Here is a 16,008-nt window from a genome sequence, read left to right as displayed (position 1 = left end):
GTTGCAGTTGCCGCTAGCGGCCGTTCAGGACGGCGCGGCAGACGCTGCAGAACATGGCCGCATCACGCCCGTACCGCCGCATCAGCTGTCCGCACTCGGCACACGGCCCCAGCTCCCACGGCGGGCACCCCAGCGCGGCGGAGGCCGCAGCGCGCTCGACCGGCGTGATCAACGGACTCATAATCCGCTGCGCAGGCATCCGGGCCAGGGTGAAGCCTCCGGTCGGCTGGCCCAGGTCGCGGACGGGCCGTGCGTCGCTGACAAACCGGCCCTCCTCGCCCGCCCGACACGTCCGATCGATCTCCTGTTCGGCGAAGGTGATCTCGTCGTCCTGCTCCTGGGGCTCCGCCGTCGGCAGGGGATCCGTCTGTCCGGTCATCTCCTGCCAGAGCCGGCAGTCGGCCGCCGGCACCCACATGTGACGCCCGGCACGACCGCCGCCCCGGTTCGGCACGTAGACCGGCACGCTGTCCCCCGTCGCGCTCGACAGCACCAGGTCTTCCAGCTGCACCGCCTTCTTCTCGGGGTGACAGAGCGCGGGCAGGAACCACTCCGAGTGAAGCTGCTCACAGTGGCCTGCGCCGTCGGTGACGGGACAGATGCGAGGGCTGCTGGGGGCGCACTTCCACGTCTGGAGGTACCGGTACCCGCCGCGGATCACCATCTCCCTGCCGCCCGCGATCTCCTTCCACGGCATGTCGTCCACGCGCGCCCAGGGCGCGCGGTCGATCAGGGACGCCGTGCGGTCCTTCGCGACCCACAGAGGCGTGACCCGGTTCTGCACCGCATTGACCGACCGGCGGTGCACGCTGCTGGGGCTGAGGTGGTGGTACTGGATCTCCCAGCCGATCCGGATTCCTCCGGGACCGGTGACCAGCGCGTCCGAGATGCTCCGGCGGTTCGCGGTGGGCACCTCGGCGTCGGCCTCCAGGCCGTAGCGCGAGGCGGTCTCCACGATCCGCTCCTTGGTGGCCTTGTGCTGCTCGCTCTCGGCCGGTGTGGCCCTGTGCGTGACCGGCAGGTGGGAGGCGACCAGGGGCCGACGGCCTCCGACGCGCCCTCGGCGGATGAACATCCACGGCGACTTCCCGCCCGACTCGGACGCGCACTCGCGACCGTCGTGATGCGCGAGGCATTCGAGCAACTGCGGGTCGCGCTCGGCGACGCTCGCGGTGATCTCCCGTAACAGATCGGGACGCCCCGGATGACCGAGGTCAGGCAGTGACAGATTGATCGCTATGCCATATCCGGTGTGCCACACCCCATTTGCCATCTCTCCACGATAGAAGCCGGCACTGACACTCAACAGGCCGTGGAATCAACGGAGATGCCCCCGAATGCACCCACAGGCGGCGCCCTTAAAAACGGACTGGCCCCTGCCGATTTCGGCAGGGGGCCAGTCGGTGTGGCTCAGATCCCTTGGGATGCTTGGGTGTGGACGGGCCAGAGGAGCCCGCCAATCTTGTCGGCGGTGTCCTGGAGCACCCGCCCGGTGAGGTGCTGGTAACGCCGTCGCATACGAGCGGACTTGCCCGGTTCCCAGCCCATGATGGCGTCGACGATGGCATCGGGGACGCCGAGGATGAGCAGGACGGTGGCGGCGGTGTGCCGGGCGTCGTGCAGTCGGCCATCGCGGACGTCGGCGGCCTTCAGCAGGTCCTTCCACTTGTGGTAATCGGTGTTGGGGTTCAGCGGCTCGCCCGTGGGCGAGGTGAAGACGTAGCCCTTCTCCACCCACAGGTCGCGCGCGATGCGGCGTTCCCGGTCCTGTTCCTCTTTGTGCCGTCGGAGCAGCTTCATCAGCTCCTCCGGGATGCCGATGGGCCGCTTCCCCGCGCGGGACTTGGTGTCCTTGGTCTCGCGCCGGGTGTTGATCCTCTGGGGGCAGTAGCCGAGCTTGCGCCCGCAGCGGTTGCCGCAGCCGTGCTGGTACCGGGGGCGGAGCCGGCCTCGGCTGACGCGGATCACCCCCGCCTCCCAGTCGACATCGGTCCACTGGAGACCGAGCACCTCGCCCTGCCGGAGACCGAGGGCCAGAGCGATGACCCAGCGGGCGGTGTTGCGGTGTCGCTCGGCCTCCAGCAGGATCCGCTGGACCTCCTCGACGGAGTACGGCTCGACCTCCTCCTCTTCGAGGCGGGGCGCCTTGGCGATGGTGGCGGGGTTGACGGTGATGTGGCGGCGGCGTACGGCCTCGTTCAGTGCGGCCCGCACAGTCCGGTGTGCCTGGTGGGCCGTGCCCGCCGCACTCCCGTTGTCCCGCATCTTCTTGTAGAAGCGCTCCAGGTGCTCGGGCTCCAGCTTCGCCAGCCGGTGGGCGCCGAGACCGGGGGTGAGGTGGTGGTAGACGGCGACGCGGTAGCCGTCGATGGTGTTCTCGGAGACGTGCAGGGCGGCGATGTTCTCCACCCAGTGGGCGAGCCAGGTCTGGACCGTCCAGGTCTGTCCGGCCTTGCGGACGTTTCCGGCGTCGCGCTGCCGCTCCAGTTCGCGGACCTTCTTGGTGATCTCGGCGCGGGTCTTGCTGGTGACGTGGCGGCGGTCGGTTCTGCCGTCGTCCTTGACGCCGACGGTCACGTAGCCGTGCCAACGGCCGTCCTTCGCCTGGTGAATGGATGAGGCGCCGTTGGGCTGACGAGTCTTCTGCGTCATGTCCGCCGCCCTCAAGCCGCAGTGGCGAGGTCGGCCGGGCCGAGGCGCCGGGCGAGGAACTCGTTCACCGCCTCGGCGGGTATTCGGCGCAAGCTGCCGATCTTCACGGAAGGGATCTCGCCGGTGGAGACGTACTCGTACATCTTGGTGCGGCCGATGCCGACGCGGCGGGCGGCTTCGGCAACGGTGAGCCCGACGAGGGTGGGGTCGCCGTGGGAGTCGGCCCGCTCGGCCATCAGCGTGCGGAGGTTCTCCTCCGGGACGCCGAGCAGGTGCGCGATCTGGGCCAGGGGAAGCTGGTTCTGGGGCAAGGGTGTTCCTCATCCCGGCAGGGCATGTGCGGCGGCAACCCCGGCCGTGCCGGTTGTGATCGTTCAGGGATGGGCGGTTCAGGTGATGCAGAGACGCTGCCGCCCCGGCGTTCGTAGCGCCGGAGGGGCAGGTGAAGGGGGGTTACTCCGCTGCGGGCGGCGGGGAGGCGTGCTCCCCGAGCCAGCTGCGGAGCTTGGACCGCATGGCCAGGTGGCGCATGTAGTCGGTGCCGGAGGCAGCGGCGACTTCGTGGGCGAGCAGGGCCTTGACCATGTCCTGCTGGTCGGGGTGGTCCTTGGTGTACTCGTCGAGTTCGGCGGTGAGGCGGTCCAGGGCCTTCCCCATGTCCCGCCACTCCTTCCACGCCTCGACGTACTCGCCGACGAGCCTGCGGACGTGGGCGTTCGCCACGTGCCCTGGCGGGCCGGAGAGGTCTTCGAGGGTGATGTCGAAGACCTTGCAGAAGCCGAGCGCCTCGTCGAGGTTGACCCGGCGGCGCGGCTTGCCGCTCTCGATCCGCCAGATCGCGGACTGGTTCACCGGGTGGCCGGCCTCGGCCATGCGCTCGGCCAGCTTGCCCGTGCTCCAGCCGCGGACCTCGCGCTCCAGCTTGATGCGCTCGGCCACGTTGTTCTCCGGCAGGGGCCGCTCGGGGCCGGCACGGGCCGCGCCGTCTCCACTGCTCACTGCTCGCACCTCCTCAAGCCGGGTCAGGGGCACCGGACCGCTGCGGCCCGGGGTGAACAGCTAAAGCTATTTCGCTTCCGAATGCAAGTCGAGTGGGAGCGAATCAGATGGGGTACCGTTGCCGTCCGGCGCCGAACAGCGCCGGACAACAAAGCAGCCCCCGGCGCTACGAACGCCGAGGGCTGAAGCAGAAACCTCAACGACCGCCCATCCCTGAACGATCAACCGGCCCGGCCGGGGTTGCCGCCCCTTGATGGCCTGCCGGGTGAGGAGTTTCCTTGACCCACCCTACGGCCCCGCCGCCGGACATGCCATCCCGTCCGGCAGCGCGGGACGGGGCACCCGGCCTCGGCATACCCTCTGTGCCCCCGCACAACGCGGAGGCCGAGCAGGCGGTCCTCGGCTCCTGCATGTACGACCCCGGGGTCGTGGACGAGGTCCGCGCCGTCCTGGACGGAAGCGACTTCTACCGGCCCCACCACGAGACGATCTGGCACGCACTCCTCACCCTGCGCGCGGCCGACGCCCCGACCGACCCGATCGCCCTGGGCGAGCATCTCGCCGGCACCGGCGACCTCAACCGCGTCGGCGGACCCTCCTACCTCCACCAGCTGGTCAGCGGCATGCACGCGGGCGGCAGCGCCGCCTACTACGCCGGAATCGTCCGCGAGAAGGCCGGACTGCGCCGCCTGCAGCAGACCGGCGTCCGCACCATCCAGCGCGCCCAGGAGCCCGGCGCCGACCCCGACGAGATCCGTGCCGCCGTCGAGACAGAGCTCCGCGACGAACGGGAGAAGGCACTGGCTTCCGGCCAGGGTCGGCTCTCCCGCTACATCGTCGACGGCTGGAAGTTCGTCACCGAGACCGGCGCCGACACCGAACCCCTGTGGGGCACGCGAGAGCAGACCGTCTGGTCCTCCGGCGAGAGCCTGATGATCGTCGGACCTCCCGGCGTCGGCAAGACCACCCTGGCCCACCAGGTCGTCCTCGCCCGCCTCGGCCTCCACGACACCGTCCTGGACATGCCCGTCAGCCCCAGCAAGCGAGTGCTCTACCTGGCCATGGACCGGCCCAAGCAGATCGCCAAAGCGATGGCCCGCCGCGTCACCCCCGACCACCAGGCCGCCCTGCGCGACCGCCTCGCCGTCTGGCAGGGCCCCCTGCCCACCACGCTCGACAAGGAGCCCGACCTCCTCGCCGACCTCGCCGCCGCCCACCAGGCCGACACCATCGTCATCGACAGCCTCAAGGACGCCGTCAGCACCATGGTCGACGACAGCCTCGCGGTCGCCTTCCACAACGCCCGCATGCGCGCCCTGCGCAACGGCGTCGAGGTCATGGAACTCCACCACCAGCGCAAGGCCACCGCCGACGCCCCGCGCGGCCAACGCCCCACCCTCGACCGCGTCTACGGCTCCACCTGGATCACCTCCGGCGCCGGAAGCGTCCTGTTCATCGCCGGAGAAGCAGGCGACCCTGCCGTCACCCTCCACCACCTCAAGACCCCCACCGGCGAGATCGGCCCCCTCCAGCTGATCCACGACCACACACGAGGCACCACCAGGATCGACCCCGCCCTCGACCCGTCCCAGCTCCTCGCCGCCCACCCCGGCGGCATGACCACCCGCGACCTGGCCACCCTCCTCAGCGGCGAGGCCACACCCACCCGCGGCGCCGTCGAGAAGGCCCGGCGAGCCCTGGACAGGCTGGTGGCGAAGGGCAAAGCCACCAAGAGGGAAGGCACCGCCGGCGGGAGCGGAGGCGGCCAGCAGGCCCGCTACTACTCCGCACTGCGGCACATCAGCGCCGTCTCATAGGACCCGCCGACAATCCAGGCGGCCGAGGCAGAAAAACCACGCTTCGGCCGCCAGTGCACTTCCCGTGGGCGGGCCTGCGGCTGGGACCCGGAGCGTACACAGGACCGTACACGCACCCCCTCCCAACTACCCCCGGCAAAAAGCGTTCACACCGTCCACGGACAACACGAAACCCGCAGGTCAGACGATCACGGCACCGTACACGCCGTGCACGCGCCGAAGCGTTCACGCGCTTGCCCCCTCTTAAGAAGGGGGCAAGCGTGTACGCCCCCTCCGTGAACGCCCCACAGGCCCGTCTGCAACCACCAAAAACACCGGCCCCAACCACCCCCAAAACCGGTCCGCGCAGACCGCACCGGTCCGCCCGGACCAGCGGACCAGCGGACCAGCGGACCAGCGGACCAGCGGACCAGCGGACCAGCGGACCAGCGGACCAGCGGACCAGCGGACCAGCACCCAACGCGCCAAGGAGCCCACAGGCTCCCTGGTACCCCGAACCGACACGAGAGAACGATGGCGCCCGACCGAACCACCCCGGCACCCCCCGCCCCCGAATACGAAGCGGCCCAAACAGCCGGCCAGGCCACCGAGCAGAACCGCCCACAGCCCACGGGGCAGATCCCGGGCAGCAGCGACAGCGGCGAGCAAGTTATCGGCGAAGACGCTCTTCGCCGGGCCGCCCGAGGGCGAGCAAGTTGGAGCTTTGGATACTCCCCCGGTGGGGGAGCATCCAAAGTCGCCTCCGCCCCGGGGGTGGCGGAGGCAGGCCGGCGCAAGGGGCGCCGGCCCGAGCTGGGTCACCGGATGGCTGCGGCCACGTGTCGTCGCAGCCGTTCGTCGGTGAGGGCTTCCACATCGCACCAGGCCGCGTCGGTGACCTCTTCGGTCTGGAGGTTGTGGACGTCGGCCGTGGTGCGGAAGAGGAACCGGAAGTCGATGTGCTGGTGGTCGGGCTCGCCCTTGGCGCCGTTCGCCGGGATCGGGTGGACGTCGATGTGGACGGGCCGGTCAGCGGCGGCGGTGACGGCCTCGGCGGGGATGCCGGTTTCCTCGGTCAGCTCACGCAGGGCGGCGTCGAGGAGGGTGTCGTCCTGCGGTTCGAGGTGGCCACCGGGCAAGAGCCACTTGTCCAGCGCGAGGTGGTGGATGTGCAGGATGCTGCCGTCGGGGCGGGTGAGGATGGCGCCGGCGGTGGCGTGGCCGCGGAATTCCTTGCGGCTGGCCAGGTCGGCCCCGTCGTCCAGGAGGGCGAGGACTGGCGCGAGGGCGGGTTTCTCGTCGGGGTGCTCGTCGACGTAGTCGTTGATGGTGGCGCGGATGTGGTCTGCCGTGATGGCCAAGTCGATCACCTGTTGAAGTAGGAGAGCCAGGTCGCCGCAATCGCGGCTCGGTCTTCCGCGCTGACCTCGTGGAGGCCGGGGGCCAGATCGGCGCGGGTGAGCATCCTGATCGCGGCCAGGATCTCGGCCTGGACCAGGAAGATGAAGGGCCCCACGCTCGCGCCGTGCAGGAAATTGACGGCGTCGCCGCCGTTGGCGAGGTAGAAGTAGTGGCCCGTGGTCTGGTAGCGGGTGACGTGCTCGCCGACCATCGTGCGGGTGTAGACGTCCGGCAGAGCGTCTAGCTCCAGCTCGTCCTCCCGCGAGGTGACGGTGGCGACGTAGGCGCCGTTGCGCAGGTGCGGGAAATCCTCGCCCGTAAGGGACCGGGCACCGGTGGCGCAGAGCACTAGGCCGGCCGAGGCCAGGGCGGCCTCGCGGTCGCGGGCGACGGCGAAACCCTGGGAGAGGGCCTGGGTGCGGCGGACGGGGTCGATGTCGCAGACGGTGACCTGGACGCCCTTGGCGTGCAGGAGCCGGGCGATGGAGGAGCCGAGCTTGCCGAAGCCGATCACGAGGGCGGGGCGGCCGTGGAGGATGTCACCGCGGTCGCGCAGGACGGCCTCGGTGGAGAAGACGACGGACTGGCCGACCAGGAAGTCTTCGGGGTCCTTCAGTGGCGAGCGGGCGACCGAGACGGCCGGGCAGGGCAGCTTGTCGAGCTCCAGGTAGCGGCGGTGGCCGTTCTCGGTGTCCTCAATGACGCCGAGGATCTGGCCGGTGAAGCGGCTGTGCAGGTCAGCCAGTGCAGGGGCGAAGTAGCCGCCGACGTCCAGCAGCACTACCGGCTCGCCGACGGCCCGGGCTTCGAGGTAGTCGAGGGCGGTGTCGGGGCCGGTGAACAGCTCGCGGGAGAGGGTGTCACAAAGGGTGGTCTGTTCGACCTCATGCCGGGCGGCGGGGTGGATGGACTTCGGCTTGGGGAGCACCGCCCGCAGCCGGGTCATGGCCGCGACGGCGCGGACGAAGGCGGGCCGCTCGGCCAGTAGGTGAGTGATCAGGAAGGCGGTGGCCTGCTCGGTGGGGGCGAACTGGGCGGCGATCTTGGTGAAGTAGGCGTCCAGCCGGGCGCGCTCGATGGGTTCCATGGCAGTTCCCTCTCGGTTGAGTGTGGGGTCGTGCATGGGCGGCTGGGTCAGGGGGTGCGGGCGAGGCCGAACAGGAGCCGGTCGGCCTCACGGGCCGTATCGAGGTAGGTGTCGAGACGGCTGGCGGTCGTGGACTGCGGCAGTGGGTCCAGGCCGAGGATGAGGACGGCCCGGCCCCGGCGGATGATCAGGTCGGTCCAGCCGGGGCGGATCGGCAAGCGGAGGCCGTAGCGGGAGCCGCCGAACTTCAGCAGGACCCGGCTGCTGATGACGCGCAGGCAGCCGTTGAGGTCGGCGATCGCCTCATGAGCGCCGACGAGGGGGCCGAGGCTGGCGCCGACGTGCCGCATGCGGGTCTCGATCGCGGACGGGGTGTCGTGGCTGGTGCGTCCGGGCGGGTGGGCCAGCAGGATGTGGGCGATGTCCTGCCCGTCCGGACCGGGGCCGGACCACGTCCAGGTGCTGAGCGAGAACAGCAGACTGGGGCCGGGGCCGGTGGAAGGCGCGGGTGCGAGGGGGCGGGTCAGCATGGCGACTCCTGCAAGGCGGGCGCGATGAGGAACCGCGACCAGACGATCTTCCCGGAGGGGTGGAGGGCATCGACGCCCCAGCAGACGGAGAGGGCGGCGACCAAGTGCAGCCCGCGGCCGGAGGTGACGTTGCGGGTGAGGTAGCGGACTTCGGGCCAGCGGGGGTGGTCGTCGTGGACTTCGAGGTGGAGATAGCGACCGTCGATGGCCAGCCGGACCAGGAAGCGTCCGTGGGTGTTGGCGTGGACGACCGCGTTGGTCGCCAGCTCCGAGACACACAGCCGAACGTCGTCGGCGAGGGCGTCCAGGCCCCAGGCCAGGAGAGACTTGTCGGCGAAGTCACGGGCCAGTCCGACCGAGGCGGGCGCCGAAGCGAAGAACCGTTGATCGGACGGGGGCATGGAGGACTTCACGACTCGGCCTCCAGTGCCGGTGCGGACCCGTGGCCGCGCTGCCGGGCCTGGGAGCCGCCGCGGCCGGGGCGCCGACGGTGGACCGGGCCCGGAAGCTCCTTGCGGACCAGCACCAGCCGGGCACCAGTCAACGCGATGCGTTTGCTCCGTGCGGCGGCTATGGCCCTGGGGCCCAGGTGAGAGGCGGAGGGCAGCACGACGCCGTACGTGCCGGGCACTGCCAGCACGTCCATCATCCCTGTGAATGCTGCGGAGTTGACCGTAGTGACACGTTCGGTGAACACGCCGGACAACGAGAGCTCATGTTGCCGGCAGTACTCGGCCAGCGACCCTTTCAGGGCCTCCTCACGGGCTGTGGAGACGTTGACCAGCCGCAGGAAGCCATAGACGACCGGGCCACTGACAAGGCGATGCTCGGTAAGGGGTTCCATGGAGGGGGACCGTCCAAAAGATCGGGGGGGACGAAACAGGAAGGCCGCCCCGAGCAAAGCGAGGCTGTGACCCGCGTGTTGAAGCGTCCTCCTGCTCGGGCGGCGACGAAATGACGCGGTGTTGCACTTGCGTTGCACTTCCATCCCCCCGCATACGTGTTCCGTGCTTGCATGAGCTCTCGGAAGGGAGCGACGCGTGGCGACCGTGCATCACTGGACCGGTCTGGAAGCCCGTGCCCTGCGGCTCGCCCTGCGGATGAGCGTCCGCGCGTTCGCCCAGCACCTGGGCGTCGCCGTGCGGACTGTCTCCAACTGGGACAAGTACCTGTCCGCGACCGAGCCCCGGCCGGACACCCAGGCGATCTTGGACACGGCTCTCGCCCGCGCGGACGCATCCGTGCACTTGCGGTTCGAGACGTTCCTCTCCGAGGCCGGCGGGCCGCCCGCGACCACCCGTCGCGTCAGCTCGGCAGGTCCCAGGGCCTGGGAGTACGAATCGTGGACCGATGACCTGGACCGGGTCGTGGTCGCCTTAAGCCGCCAGAACTTCGCCTTCGCTGACAACCTGCTGGGCCGGTGGCTGAACAGCTTCCGCCCGCCGGAGCTGGACGACAAGGGCCTGTATCTCCTCGCCCGCTCGACCGCTCTGATGGGAGACCTCAAGCGCGACCAAGGCGCTGTGATCGGACCGCTCTCAGCCCAGCACGCGTATGCCGGAGCCCACTCGATCTTCAGCCAGCTCGACATCCCCCGCCGCGTCGCCCAGCTCGACCTCTCCCTAGCCGTCGTGGCTGAGATGTCCGGCCGTTTGGAGAGCGCCGCCCGCCACTATGAACACCTGGCCGTCGACGACCGGCTCGCCCGCCGTGACCGCGCGCGGGCGCGACTGTGGGTAGGTACCGCGCTGAGCAAGGAAGGCGAGCACGACTATGCGGGGCGCGTCATGCTGGCCGCAACCCGCGACTTCGAAGACCTCGGCGAGCCGGACGACTGGTCCGTCGCCCACCAGAAACTCGCCCTCGCCTACCGAGGCGCCGGCGACCTGAGCAAAGCCCTGCACTTCATCGGCGTCGCCCGCAGGACGGGCGTGACCGACTCGCCGATGCAGCGGGTGCGTCTGGACACCGCTCACGGACACATCCTGCTGTCCGACCCTGCCACCCGGGATGATGGCCTGACGGCCCTCGATGCAGCTGCGAAGCTGGCGGCCCAGTACGGAATGAGCCACCAGCTGGCCAGCATCGAGAGCATTCGGACGACCGCCGGGGCGACGAGTCCCGGGCGGCGGTGACCAGGGAGACGCCAGTGACGACGGACATCCAGCGGGCCATCACCGACGACCAGCGCCACCGAGCCAAGCTGATCTGGGACTACCACCAGATGGGCCACCAGCTCCGGCCGACGGACGCCGCGATCGGCCTGGGCAGCCACGACCTGGGCGTCCCCGCGTTCTGCGCCGAGCTGTACCGAGCCGGACTCTTCCCCACCCTCGTCTTCTCCGGCGGCCCCAACCCCACCCGCCCCGGCCACTTCCCTCGGGGCGAGGCCGTGCACTTCCGCGAGCACGCGCTCACCCTCGGCGTCCCGGACGAAGCGGTCTTGCTGGAACCCAAGGCCAGGAACACCGGCCAGAACATCACTTTCGCCCGCGACGTCCTGGCCGCCACCGGCCTGGACGTGAAGACCGTGCTGCTGGTTGCCATGCCTTACATGGAGCGACGCGCGTTCGCCACTGCTCGCAAGGTCTGGCCCGAGGTGGAGGTGTTCTGTGCCTCGGCCTCACTGGAGTTCGACGACTACTTGAAGACGATCGGCGACGAGAAGCTCGTCGTCGACCAGCTCGTCGGCGATCTGCAACGAGTGATCGAGTATCCGAAGCTCGGCTTCGCCATCGAGCAGGACGTCCCGGAGGACGTGCATGTCGCCTACCGATCTCTCCTCGAAGACGGCTTCGACAGCCGCCTACTCAACCCCTGAGCCGCCGCCGGGTGGGCTGTGCGCCATCCACCAGCCCAACTTCTTCCCCCGGCTCTCGACGCTGGCCAAGCTGTTCGCGGCGGACTACTGGATCGTCCTCGACGACGTCCAGTTCGCCCGCCGCGACTACCAGCACCGAGCCCGCCTCGCTCCCCTGGACAATCCGGCCGACCGCCGGTGGCTGTCCATCCCCACCCACCTGCCCCAGGGCCGGAATACGCTGATTCGGGATGCGGTGATGGCCGAGCCCACCCGATCCCGGCAAAGGTCCGCCCGCGTACTCCAACAGCACTACGGGGCCAGCCCCCACTGGCCGACCCTCCAGCAAGCCCTCGTCCCCATCCTGAACGCCTTCACGACCAGCGACCGAACCGCGGCCGTCGCTGAAGCATCCACCCGGGCCCTACTGGACCTCCTCGGCTGGAAGGGCCGCGTCTTCCGCAGCAGCGGCCTTCCGGCCCGGCAGGGACGCTCCCAGCGGCTCGCCGACCTGGCCGCCGCCATCGGAGCCCAAACGTATCTGTGCGGAACCGGAGGTATGCACTACCTGCACCCAGCCCCCTTCGCGGCCCACGGCATCACCGTCATACCGTTCACCACACCGGACACCGGCGTGTGGGAAAGCGGTCGCACGATCAGCGCAGTGCGAGCCCTGATGCAAGTCGGCCGCCACCGCCTGGCCAGCGAATTACGCATGGCAACGATCTGACGCGAGCGTACCCCTGTCCGGACCGATGGCAGGCTGACTCCCGTCATCGGCTCAGGGGCGGCTGGAGCACATCGGATGCGCGCCGAATCCGGCAATGGCTCACGAACACCATCCGGCCTGAACATGGGCACGGAGAATCGTTCCATCAGCGACCAACTCTCCCTATGTCACGGCCCGTTGTCAGTGCCGACGATTACTCTGCTTCACGGCAGGCTCGCTATGTCCAAGCAAGGCAAGGGGTGGCTCGTGCCGGGATTCGACGCGCAGCGATTCTTCGACGTGCGACAGAGACAGTTGATCTACGAACAGGCTGAGGGCCTGTGCCAACGCTGCGACATACCGCTTGGCGCTGGCTGGCACGCAGACCACCGCGTCCCCTGGGCCGAAGGCGGGCCCACGACCGTCGAGAACGGGCAGGCCCTGTGCGAGGCCTGCAATCTGATGAAGGGACAACAGATGCAGTACATGGACAACTTCGTGCCTCGCCCCTTCCAGCGGGAGGTCAGCACAGTCGTCCTCGAAAGCATCAGGGCCAATAAGGACCGCACGATCGTCCTCGCATCCCCTGGGTCAGGGAAGACACTCGCCTATCAGTCGTTGGCCACCCGACTGATCCGTGAAGGGCTGATCGACTACGTGGCTGTCTTCGTTCCCCGTGTAGCACTCGCCCAGCAGTGCGAAACCAGCTGGATGCACAAGGGGCTCGACGGTGCCGTCGGCGGTCTTTGCTTGCTGTTCGACAGCACCAAGCGCCTGGGGATGATCCGCCACAAGATCAGCGACCCCCCGCTGACACATCCGAACGAGCCGGGAAGTGGCTTCGTGGCCACCTACAGCGCGCTGGTCAGCAGCGAGCGCATGTTCATCGAATGGGCCCGCAAGCACGAGGGCCGATTCCTCCTCATCGCCGACGAAGCCCAGTTCTGCGGGGCTGCCGGCGACAAGGAGGACGGCGGCACCAAGGCCGGTGGACTCATCGAACGCGTACACGCCTTCGCACGCCACACGCTGTTGCTGACCGGCACACCCTACCGAGCCGACAATCAGCACCTCATCCTGGCGGACTACGAGCCTGATCCGACCGACCCGCGGCGGATGAGACTGGTTCGCGACGCCGAGGCAACCTACGCTGACGGCATCGCAGAAGGCTACCTGCGCCGGTTCGAGATGCATCTCACCGAGGCCCGCGTTACGCGGCGAACCGTGGGTGCCCTCGATGCCCCTACCGGAGATAACGTCCTGGAATACAACCTTTCGGACGACGGAAGCGAGCTCGTTCCCGTACTGCGGGACGAAAGGATCTGGCAGCCGCTCGTCGACCGCGTCGTCGGAGCCGTAAAGGACAAGCAGAAGTTCAATCCCGCGTATCGGGCTCTCATCTCCTGCATGGGGCAGAACGAAGCGAAGAAGGTCCAGAGGTACCTGCACGAGCGCTACCCCAACCTGCGTGTGGGGCTTGCCATCTCATCCGACACCGGCGCCCCGCAGGAACTGAAGAACTTCAAGCACAAGCCGATGGACATCCTCGTCACCGTGCGAATGGCCTTCATCGGCTATGACTGCCCGGAGATCACTGTTGTCGGAGTCCTCACCCACTACCGCGACGGCGGGCATCTGATGCAGCTCGTCGGCCGCGGGCTGCGAGTGTGGAACAAGATGCCACCGCGGGAGCAGTCCTGCGTGATCGTCGCTCCCGACGACCCCAAAATGCAGGGATTCCTCTCTCTCCTCCGCGACGAGAACGAGCAGGGTCTCAAGCTCTTGGACGAACGCGAGGACCGCGAGGCCGGATCTGAGCCGGTTCAGGAGACGTTGTCGTACGTCGAGGCGGCCGTCGCGACCACGACCAGGGCAGCAGGCAACGAGAGCGAGATGGACGCGGATGAGCTCCAACTAGTGGAGTACATCAAGGCAGCGGTCGACTCAGCCGAAACACCGCTCAAGCTCAAGGACGTCGTCGAGCTCGCTGGGATCATGCTGAAGGCAGCGCCGAGCGTTCCCGAACAGCGCGCCGAGCCGGATGGACCGCCCATCTACGAGCCGCCCAAGACAGAGAGGGAGCAGATCGCCGAGATCAAGGCCCAAACCGCAGAGGCCATCAAGCAGTACCTGTACCAGCGGGGCGTCTCACCCGACTCGCCCGGCTACCAGGAGGCGATGGTGCAGGCGACGAAGCGCGTGAACGATGCCGCCGGCTTCAACGCCCAGCAGGCCAACACGCTGGAGAAGGCCAACAAAAGGCTGCGGGCCGTTCTGAGTGCCCTCAAATAGGAGTTCCCATGTCTGTGCGCGTTGAGTCAAACAGCTATCTGACCGACGAACAACACCGCGTCTACACCCTCCGGGAGGCACTCGAACGGAATGGTGGCACGCCTTCAGGCTTCCTCGAGCTTCTCGCCGTGGTGATCGATGACGAAACCTGGCGAAAGGTCCCGACCGGTGTCAACAGCGACGAGCCATTCGAGGACTTCGCCTCCTTTGTCGAAGCGAAGCCGCCCTTCGGCCTTGGGGCCAAGGTTGCGGATGTGCGCGTCCTTCTTCAGATCAAGCACCCCCATGAGGGCGTCCGCCGCGTCCGCGAGCAGATGGACCGGATGCGAGCTGAGGTCAACAGGCTTCTCGGGATCAGCCCCAGTGAGGACCCAGTCACACGTGATGCTCGCGATTTCGGGGGGTACGCCAAGGCTGGAGGCTGGCTGTTCGGATTGAAGGTCGCCCGTTGCGTGCAGCCGGGCTCAAGCCAGAGAGAAAAGCCCGAATCGTCACCTCACGGCAGTCGCAACGAGGCGACGAAGGTGTCAGCAAATGAATTCGGGCGCCGAGCAGGCTGCTCAGCCAACCGTGTGATGCGCTTCTACCGCGCCTGGTCCCGGGCAGTCGAAGACGGCCTCGTCCCTAGCTTCGAAGACCTGCAGCCGGGAGTCGACATCGACTTGCCCGACGCGGATGCCTGGAGCCAGTACTACACCACCCGTTCCAGCGGTGGGTCCGAGCGTGGGGCGCGAATCACTGCTGCTGCAGAAGCAGAGGGCATCCGCCCCACCAAGGCCCTGGAGGTTGCGGAAAACCCCACGGCGCTGCGCGTGGCCATCCTCTCGGACTCCGGCACTGCAGAGGCAGCCAGGAACGCCCTCATGGATCGGCTGGAGGACGATCTCGATCTCCAAGTCGCGATGGCGAAGCACATCTCTGATACGACCACGCTCAGGAAGGCGGTTGCCGCGGAGACCAAGCGTGCAGGCCAGGTCGAGTACGTTCGAACTGCGCTCGAGGAAGGCGTGATCAAGTCGCCAGCCGGCCAGGTGATTCAGCTCCCCGACGATGTCAAGGCTGAAGCTGAGAAGCAGCTGACACACTCCGACCAGGCTGCGCGGAGCGGCCCCGCCGAGGCTGCTGCGGCATACGAGGTGCTACACCAGTTCGTGGCCCAGTCGGTAGCAAAGAACCCGCAAGTGAATGTCCAAGAACGTAGGGCTGCGTTGCACGGCCGTGTGCGTCAGGCATCCAAGGCATTCGAGCAGCTGAGCCTCGACGAAGTCGGGGAACTGTACGACGAGGAACTAATCGAAAGCCTGGAACAACTCAGCGGGCTCCTCGCGGAGTGCCTCCAAAGTATGAGAGCTGCGGCGCAGCGGCCCCCGCTTCGCGCCTTGAAGGGGGCGTAGCGGACCGTGCGTCGTTCGGGCGGGACGACATGACGTCTGGTGGAATCACTTCGGCGTGCATAGCTGGTCTCAGCTCTGGCCTCATTCGCCTCTGTCCAGCACTGTCCATGCGGAGGCGCCACATGCACTCGACCGCAGGTCAGGGATACTTATGACCTTCGCCAGATGTCCGTGCGAACAGCTGGAAAGCGTGTTGGGGGCGACCCCTCACGAGTTCGAATCTCGCATCCTCCGCAGCCGCCCGGCAGGGCAGGCGAAGGTCCCGACCACTCAGCGGTCGGGACCTTCGCCGTTCCGTGGTTGCCGTTCTGTTCCCGATCTACGCCCCTCGCCCCCTCGGATGGCCGA

General features: G+C 68.3%; 15 protein-coding genes. 6 read left to right on the top strand and 9 right to left on the bottom strand.

Going from position 1 to position 16,008, the window contains the following annotated elements:
• Window positions 1–13: 13 nt before the first annotated feature.
• From RM609_RS30710 to RM609_RS30695, 4 genes are all read right to left on the bottom strand, one after another.
• Window positions 14–1,273: a competence protein CoiA family protein gene (locus tag RM609_RS30710; protein ID WP_311615277.1), complete on the bottom strand. Its 1,260-nt coding sequence runs from the start codon at window positions 1,271–1,273 to the stop codon at window positions 14–16.
• 137 nt (window positions 1,274–1,410) lie between these two features.
• A complete protein-coding gene (locus RM609_RS30705; protein WP_311615275.1) occupies window positions 1,411–2,652 on the bottom strand; it encodes a tyrosine-type recombinase/integrase in 1,242 nt (413 codons plus the stop codon).
• Between the two features lie 11 nt (window positions 2,653–2,663).
• Entirely contained in the window at window positions 2,664–2,963 is a 300-nt protein-coding gene (locus tag RM609_RS30700; protein WP_311615273.1) for a helix-turn-helix domain-containing protein, read from the bottom strand.
• 142 nt (window positions 2,964–3,105) lie between these two features.
• Window positions 3,106–3,651, bottom strand: a complete 546-nt coding sequence (locus tag RM609_RS30695; protein WP_311615271.1) for a helix-turn-helix transcriptional regulator — start codon at window positions 3,649–3,651, stop codon at window positions 3,106–3,108.
• A gap of 278 nt (window positions 3,652–3,929) precedes the next feature.
• On the opposite strand from RM609_RS30695, the gene RM609_RS30690 reads away from it, so the two are divergent.
• Window positions 3,930–5,468, top strand: coding sequence for a DnaB-like helicase N-terminal domain-containing protein (locus RM609_RS30690; RefSeq protein WP_438828574.1), 1,539 nt, complete (start codon window positions 3,930–3,932; stop codon window positions 5,466–5,468).
• Between the two features lie 797 nt (window positions 5,469–6,265).
• On the opposite strand, the gene RM609_RS30685 is transcribed toward RM609_RS30690, so the two are convergent.
• The 5 genes from RM609_RS30685 to RM609_RS30665 are packed head-to-tail and all read right to left on the bottom strand — an operon-like array spanning window position 6,266 to window position 9,309.
• On the bottom strand, window positions 6,266–6,817 hold the full coding sequence (locus RM609_RS30685) for an NUDIX hydrolase (RefSeq protein WP_311615269.1): 552 nt from the start codon (window positions 6,815–6,817) through the stop codon (window positions 6,266–6,268).
• On the bottom strand, window positions 6,814–7,935 hold the full coding sequence (locus RM609_RS30680; RefSeq protein WP_311615267.1) for an adenosylhomocysteinase: 1,122 nt from the start codon (window positions 7,933–7,935) through the stop codon (window positions 6,814–6,816). Before RM609_RS30680 ends, RM609_RS30685 begins: the two co-directional genes overlap by 4 nt.
• A gap of 47 nt (window positions 7,936–7,982) precedes the next feature.
• Window positions 7,983–8,465 carry a hypothetical protein gene (locus RM609_RS30675; protein WP_311615265.1) on the bottom strand — a complete coding sequence of 161 codons (483 nt, stop codon included), beginning with the start codon at window positions 8,463–8,465 and terminating at the stop codon, window positions 7,983–7,985.
• Window positions 8,459–8,866 (bottom strand): ATP-binding protein, encoded by a 408-nt coding sequence (locus tag RM609_RS30670; RefSeq protein WP_311615263.1) that lies wholly within the window; start codon window positions 8,864–8,866, stop codon window positions 8,459–8,461. The genes RM609_RS30675 and RM609_RS30670 overlap by 7 nt, the downstream gene beginning before the upstream one ends.
• A gap of 8 nt (window positions 8,867–8,874) precedes the next feature.
• Window positions 8,875–9,309, bottom strand: coding sequence for a hypothetical protein (locus tag RM609_RS30665; RefSeq protein ID WP_311615261.1), 435 nt, complete (start codon window positions 9,307–9,309; stop codon window positions 8,875–8,877).
• 196 nt (window positions 9,310–9,505) lie between these two features.
• Here RM609_RS30665 and RM609_RS30660 point away from each other — a divergent pair, with 196 nt between their 5' ends.
• From RM609_RS30660 to RM609_RS30640, 5 genes are all read left to right on the top strand, one after another.
• Window positions 9,506–10,600, top strand: coding sequence for a helix-turn-helix domain-containing protein (locus RM609_RS30660; RefSeq protein WP_311615259.1), 1,095 nt, complete (start codon window positions 9,506–9,508; stop codon window positions 10,598–10,600).
• Window positions 10,601–10,614: 14 nt separating this feature from the next.
• Complete coding sequence (locus tag RM609_RS30655; protein ID WP_311615257.1) at window positions 10,615–11,286, top strand: YdcF family protein; 672 nt, start codon at window positions 10,615–10,617, stop codon at window positions 11,284–11,286.
• The gene (locus RM609_RS30650; RefSeq protein ID WP_311615255.1) at window positions 11,228–11,995 is read left to right on the top strand and encodes a WbqC family protein; all 768 of its coding nucleotides are present in this window, start codon (window positions 11,228–11,230) and stop codon (window positions 11,993–11,995) included. The genes RM609_RS30655 and RM609_RS30650 overlap by 59 nt, the downstream gene beginning before the upstream one ends.
• A gap of 75 nt (window positions 11,996–12,070) precedes the next feature.
• Window positions 12,071–14,266 (top strand): HNH endonuclease, encoded by a 2,196-nt coding sequence (locus RM609_RS30645; RefSeq protein WP_311615253.1) that lies wholly within the window; start codon window positions 12,071–12,073, stop codon window positions 14,264–14,266.
• A gap of 8 nt (window positions 14,267–14,274) precedes the next feature.
• On the top strand, window positions 14,275–15,660 hold the full coding sequence (locus RM609_RS30640; RefSeq protein WP_311615251.1) for a hypothetical protein: 1,386 nt from the start codon (window positions 14,275–14,277) through the stop codon (window positions 15,658–15,660).
• Window positions 15,661–16,008: the final 348 nt, after the last annotated feature.

Origin of the sequence: Streptomyces hesseae, assembly GCF_031845785.1 — a bacterium.
In the GTDB taxonomy this organism is placed as follows: domain Bacteria; phylum Actinomycetota; class Actinomycetes; order Streptomycetales; family Streptomycetaceae; genus Streptomyces; species Streptomyces hesseae.
The sequence above is the reverse complement of the archived record's forward strand: the minus strand, read 5'-3'. Positions and strand labels throughout refer to the sequence as shown.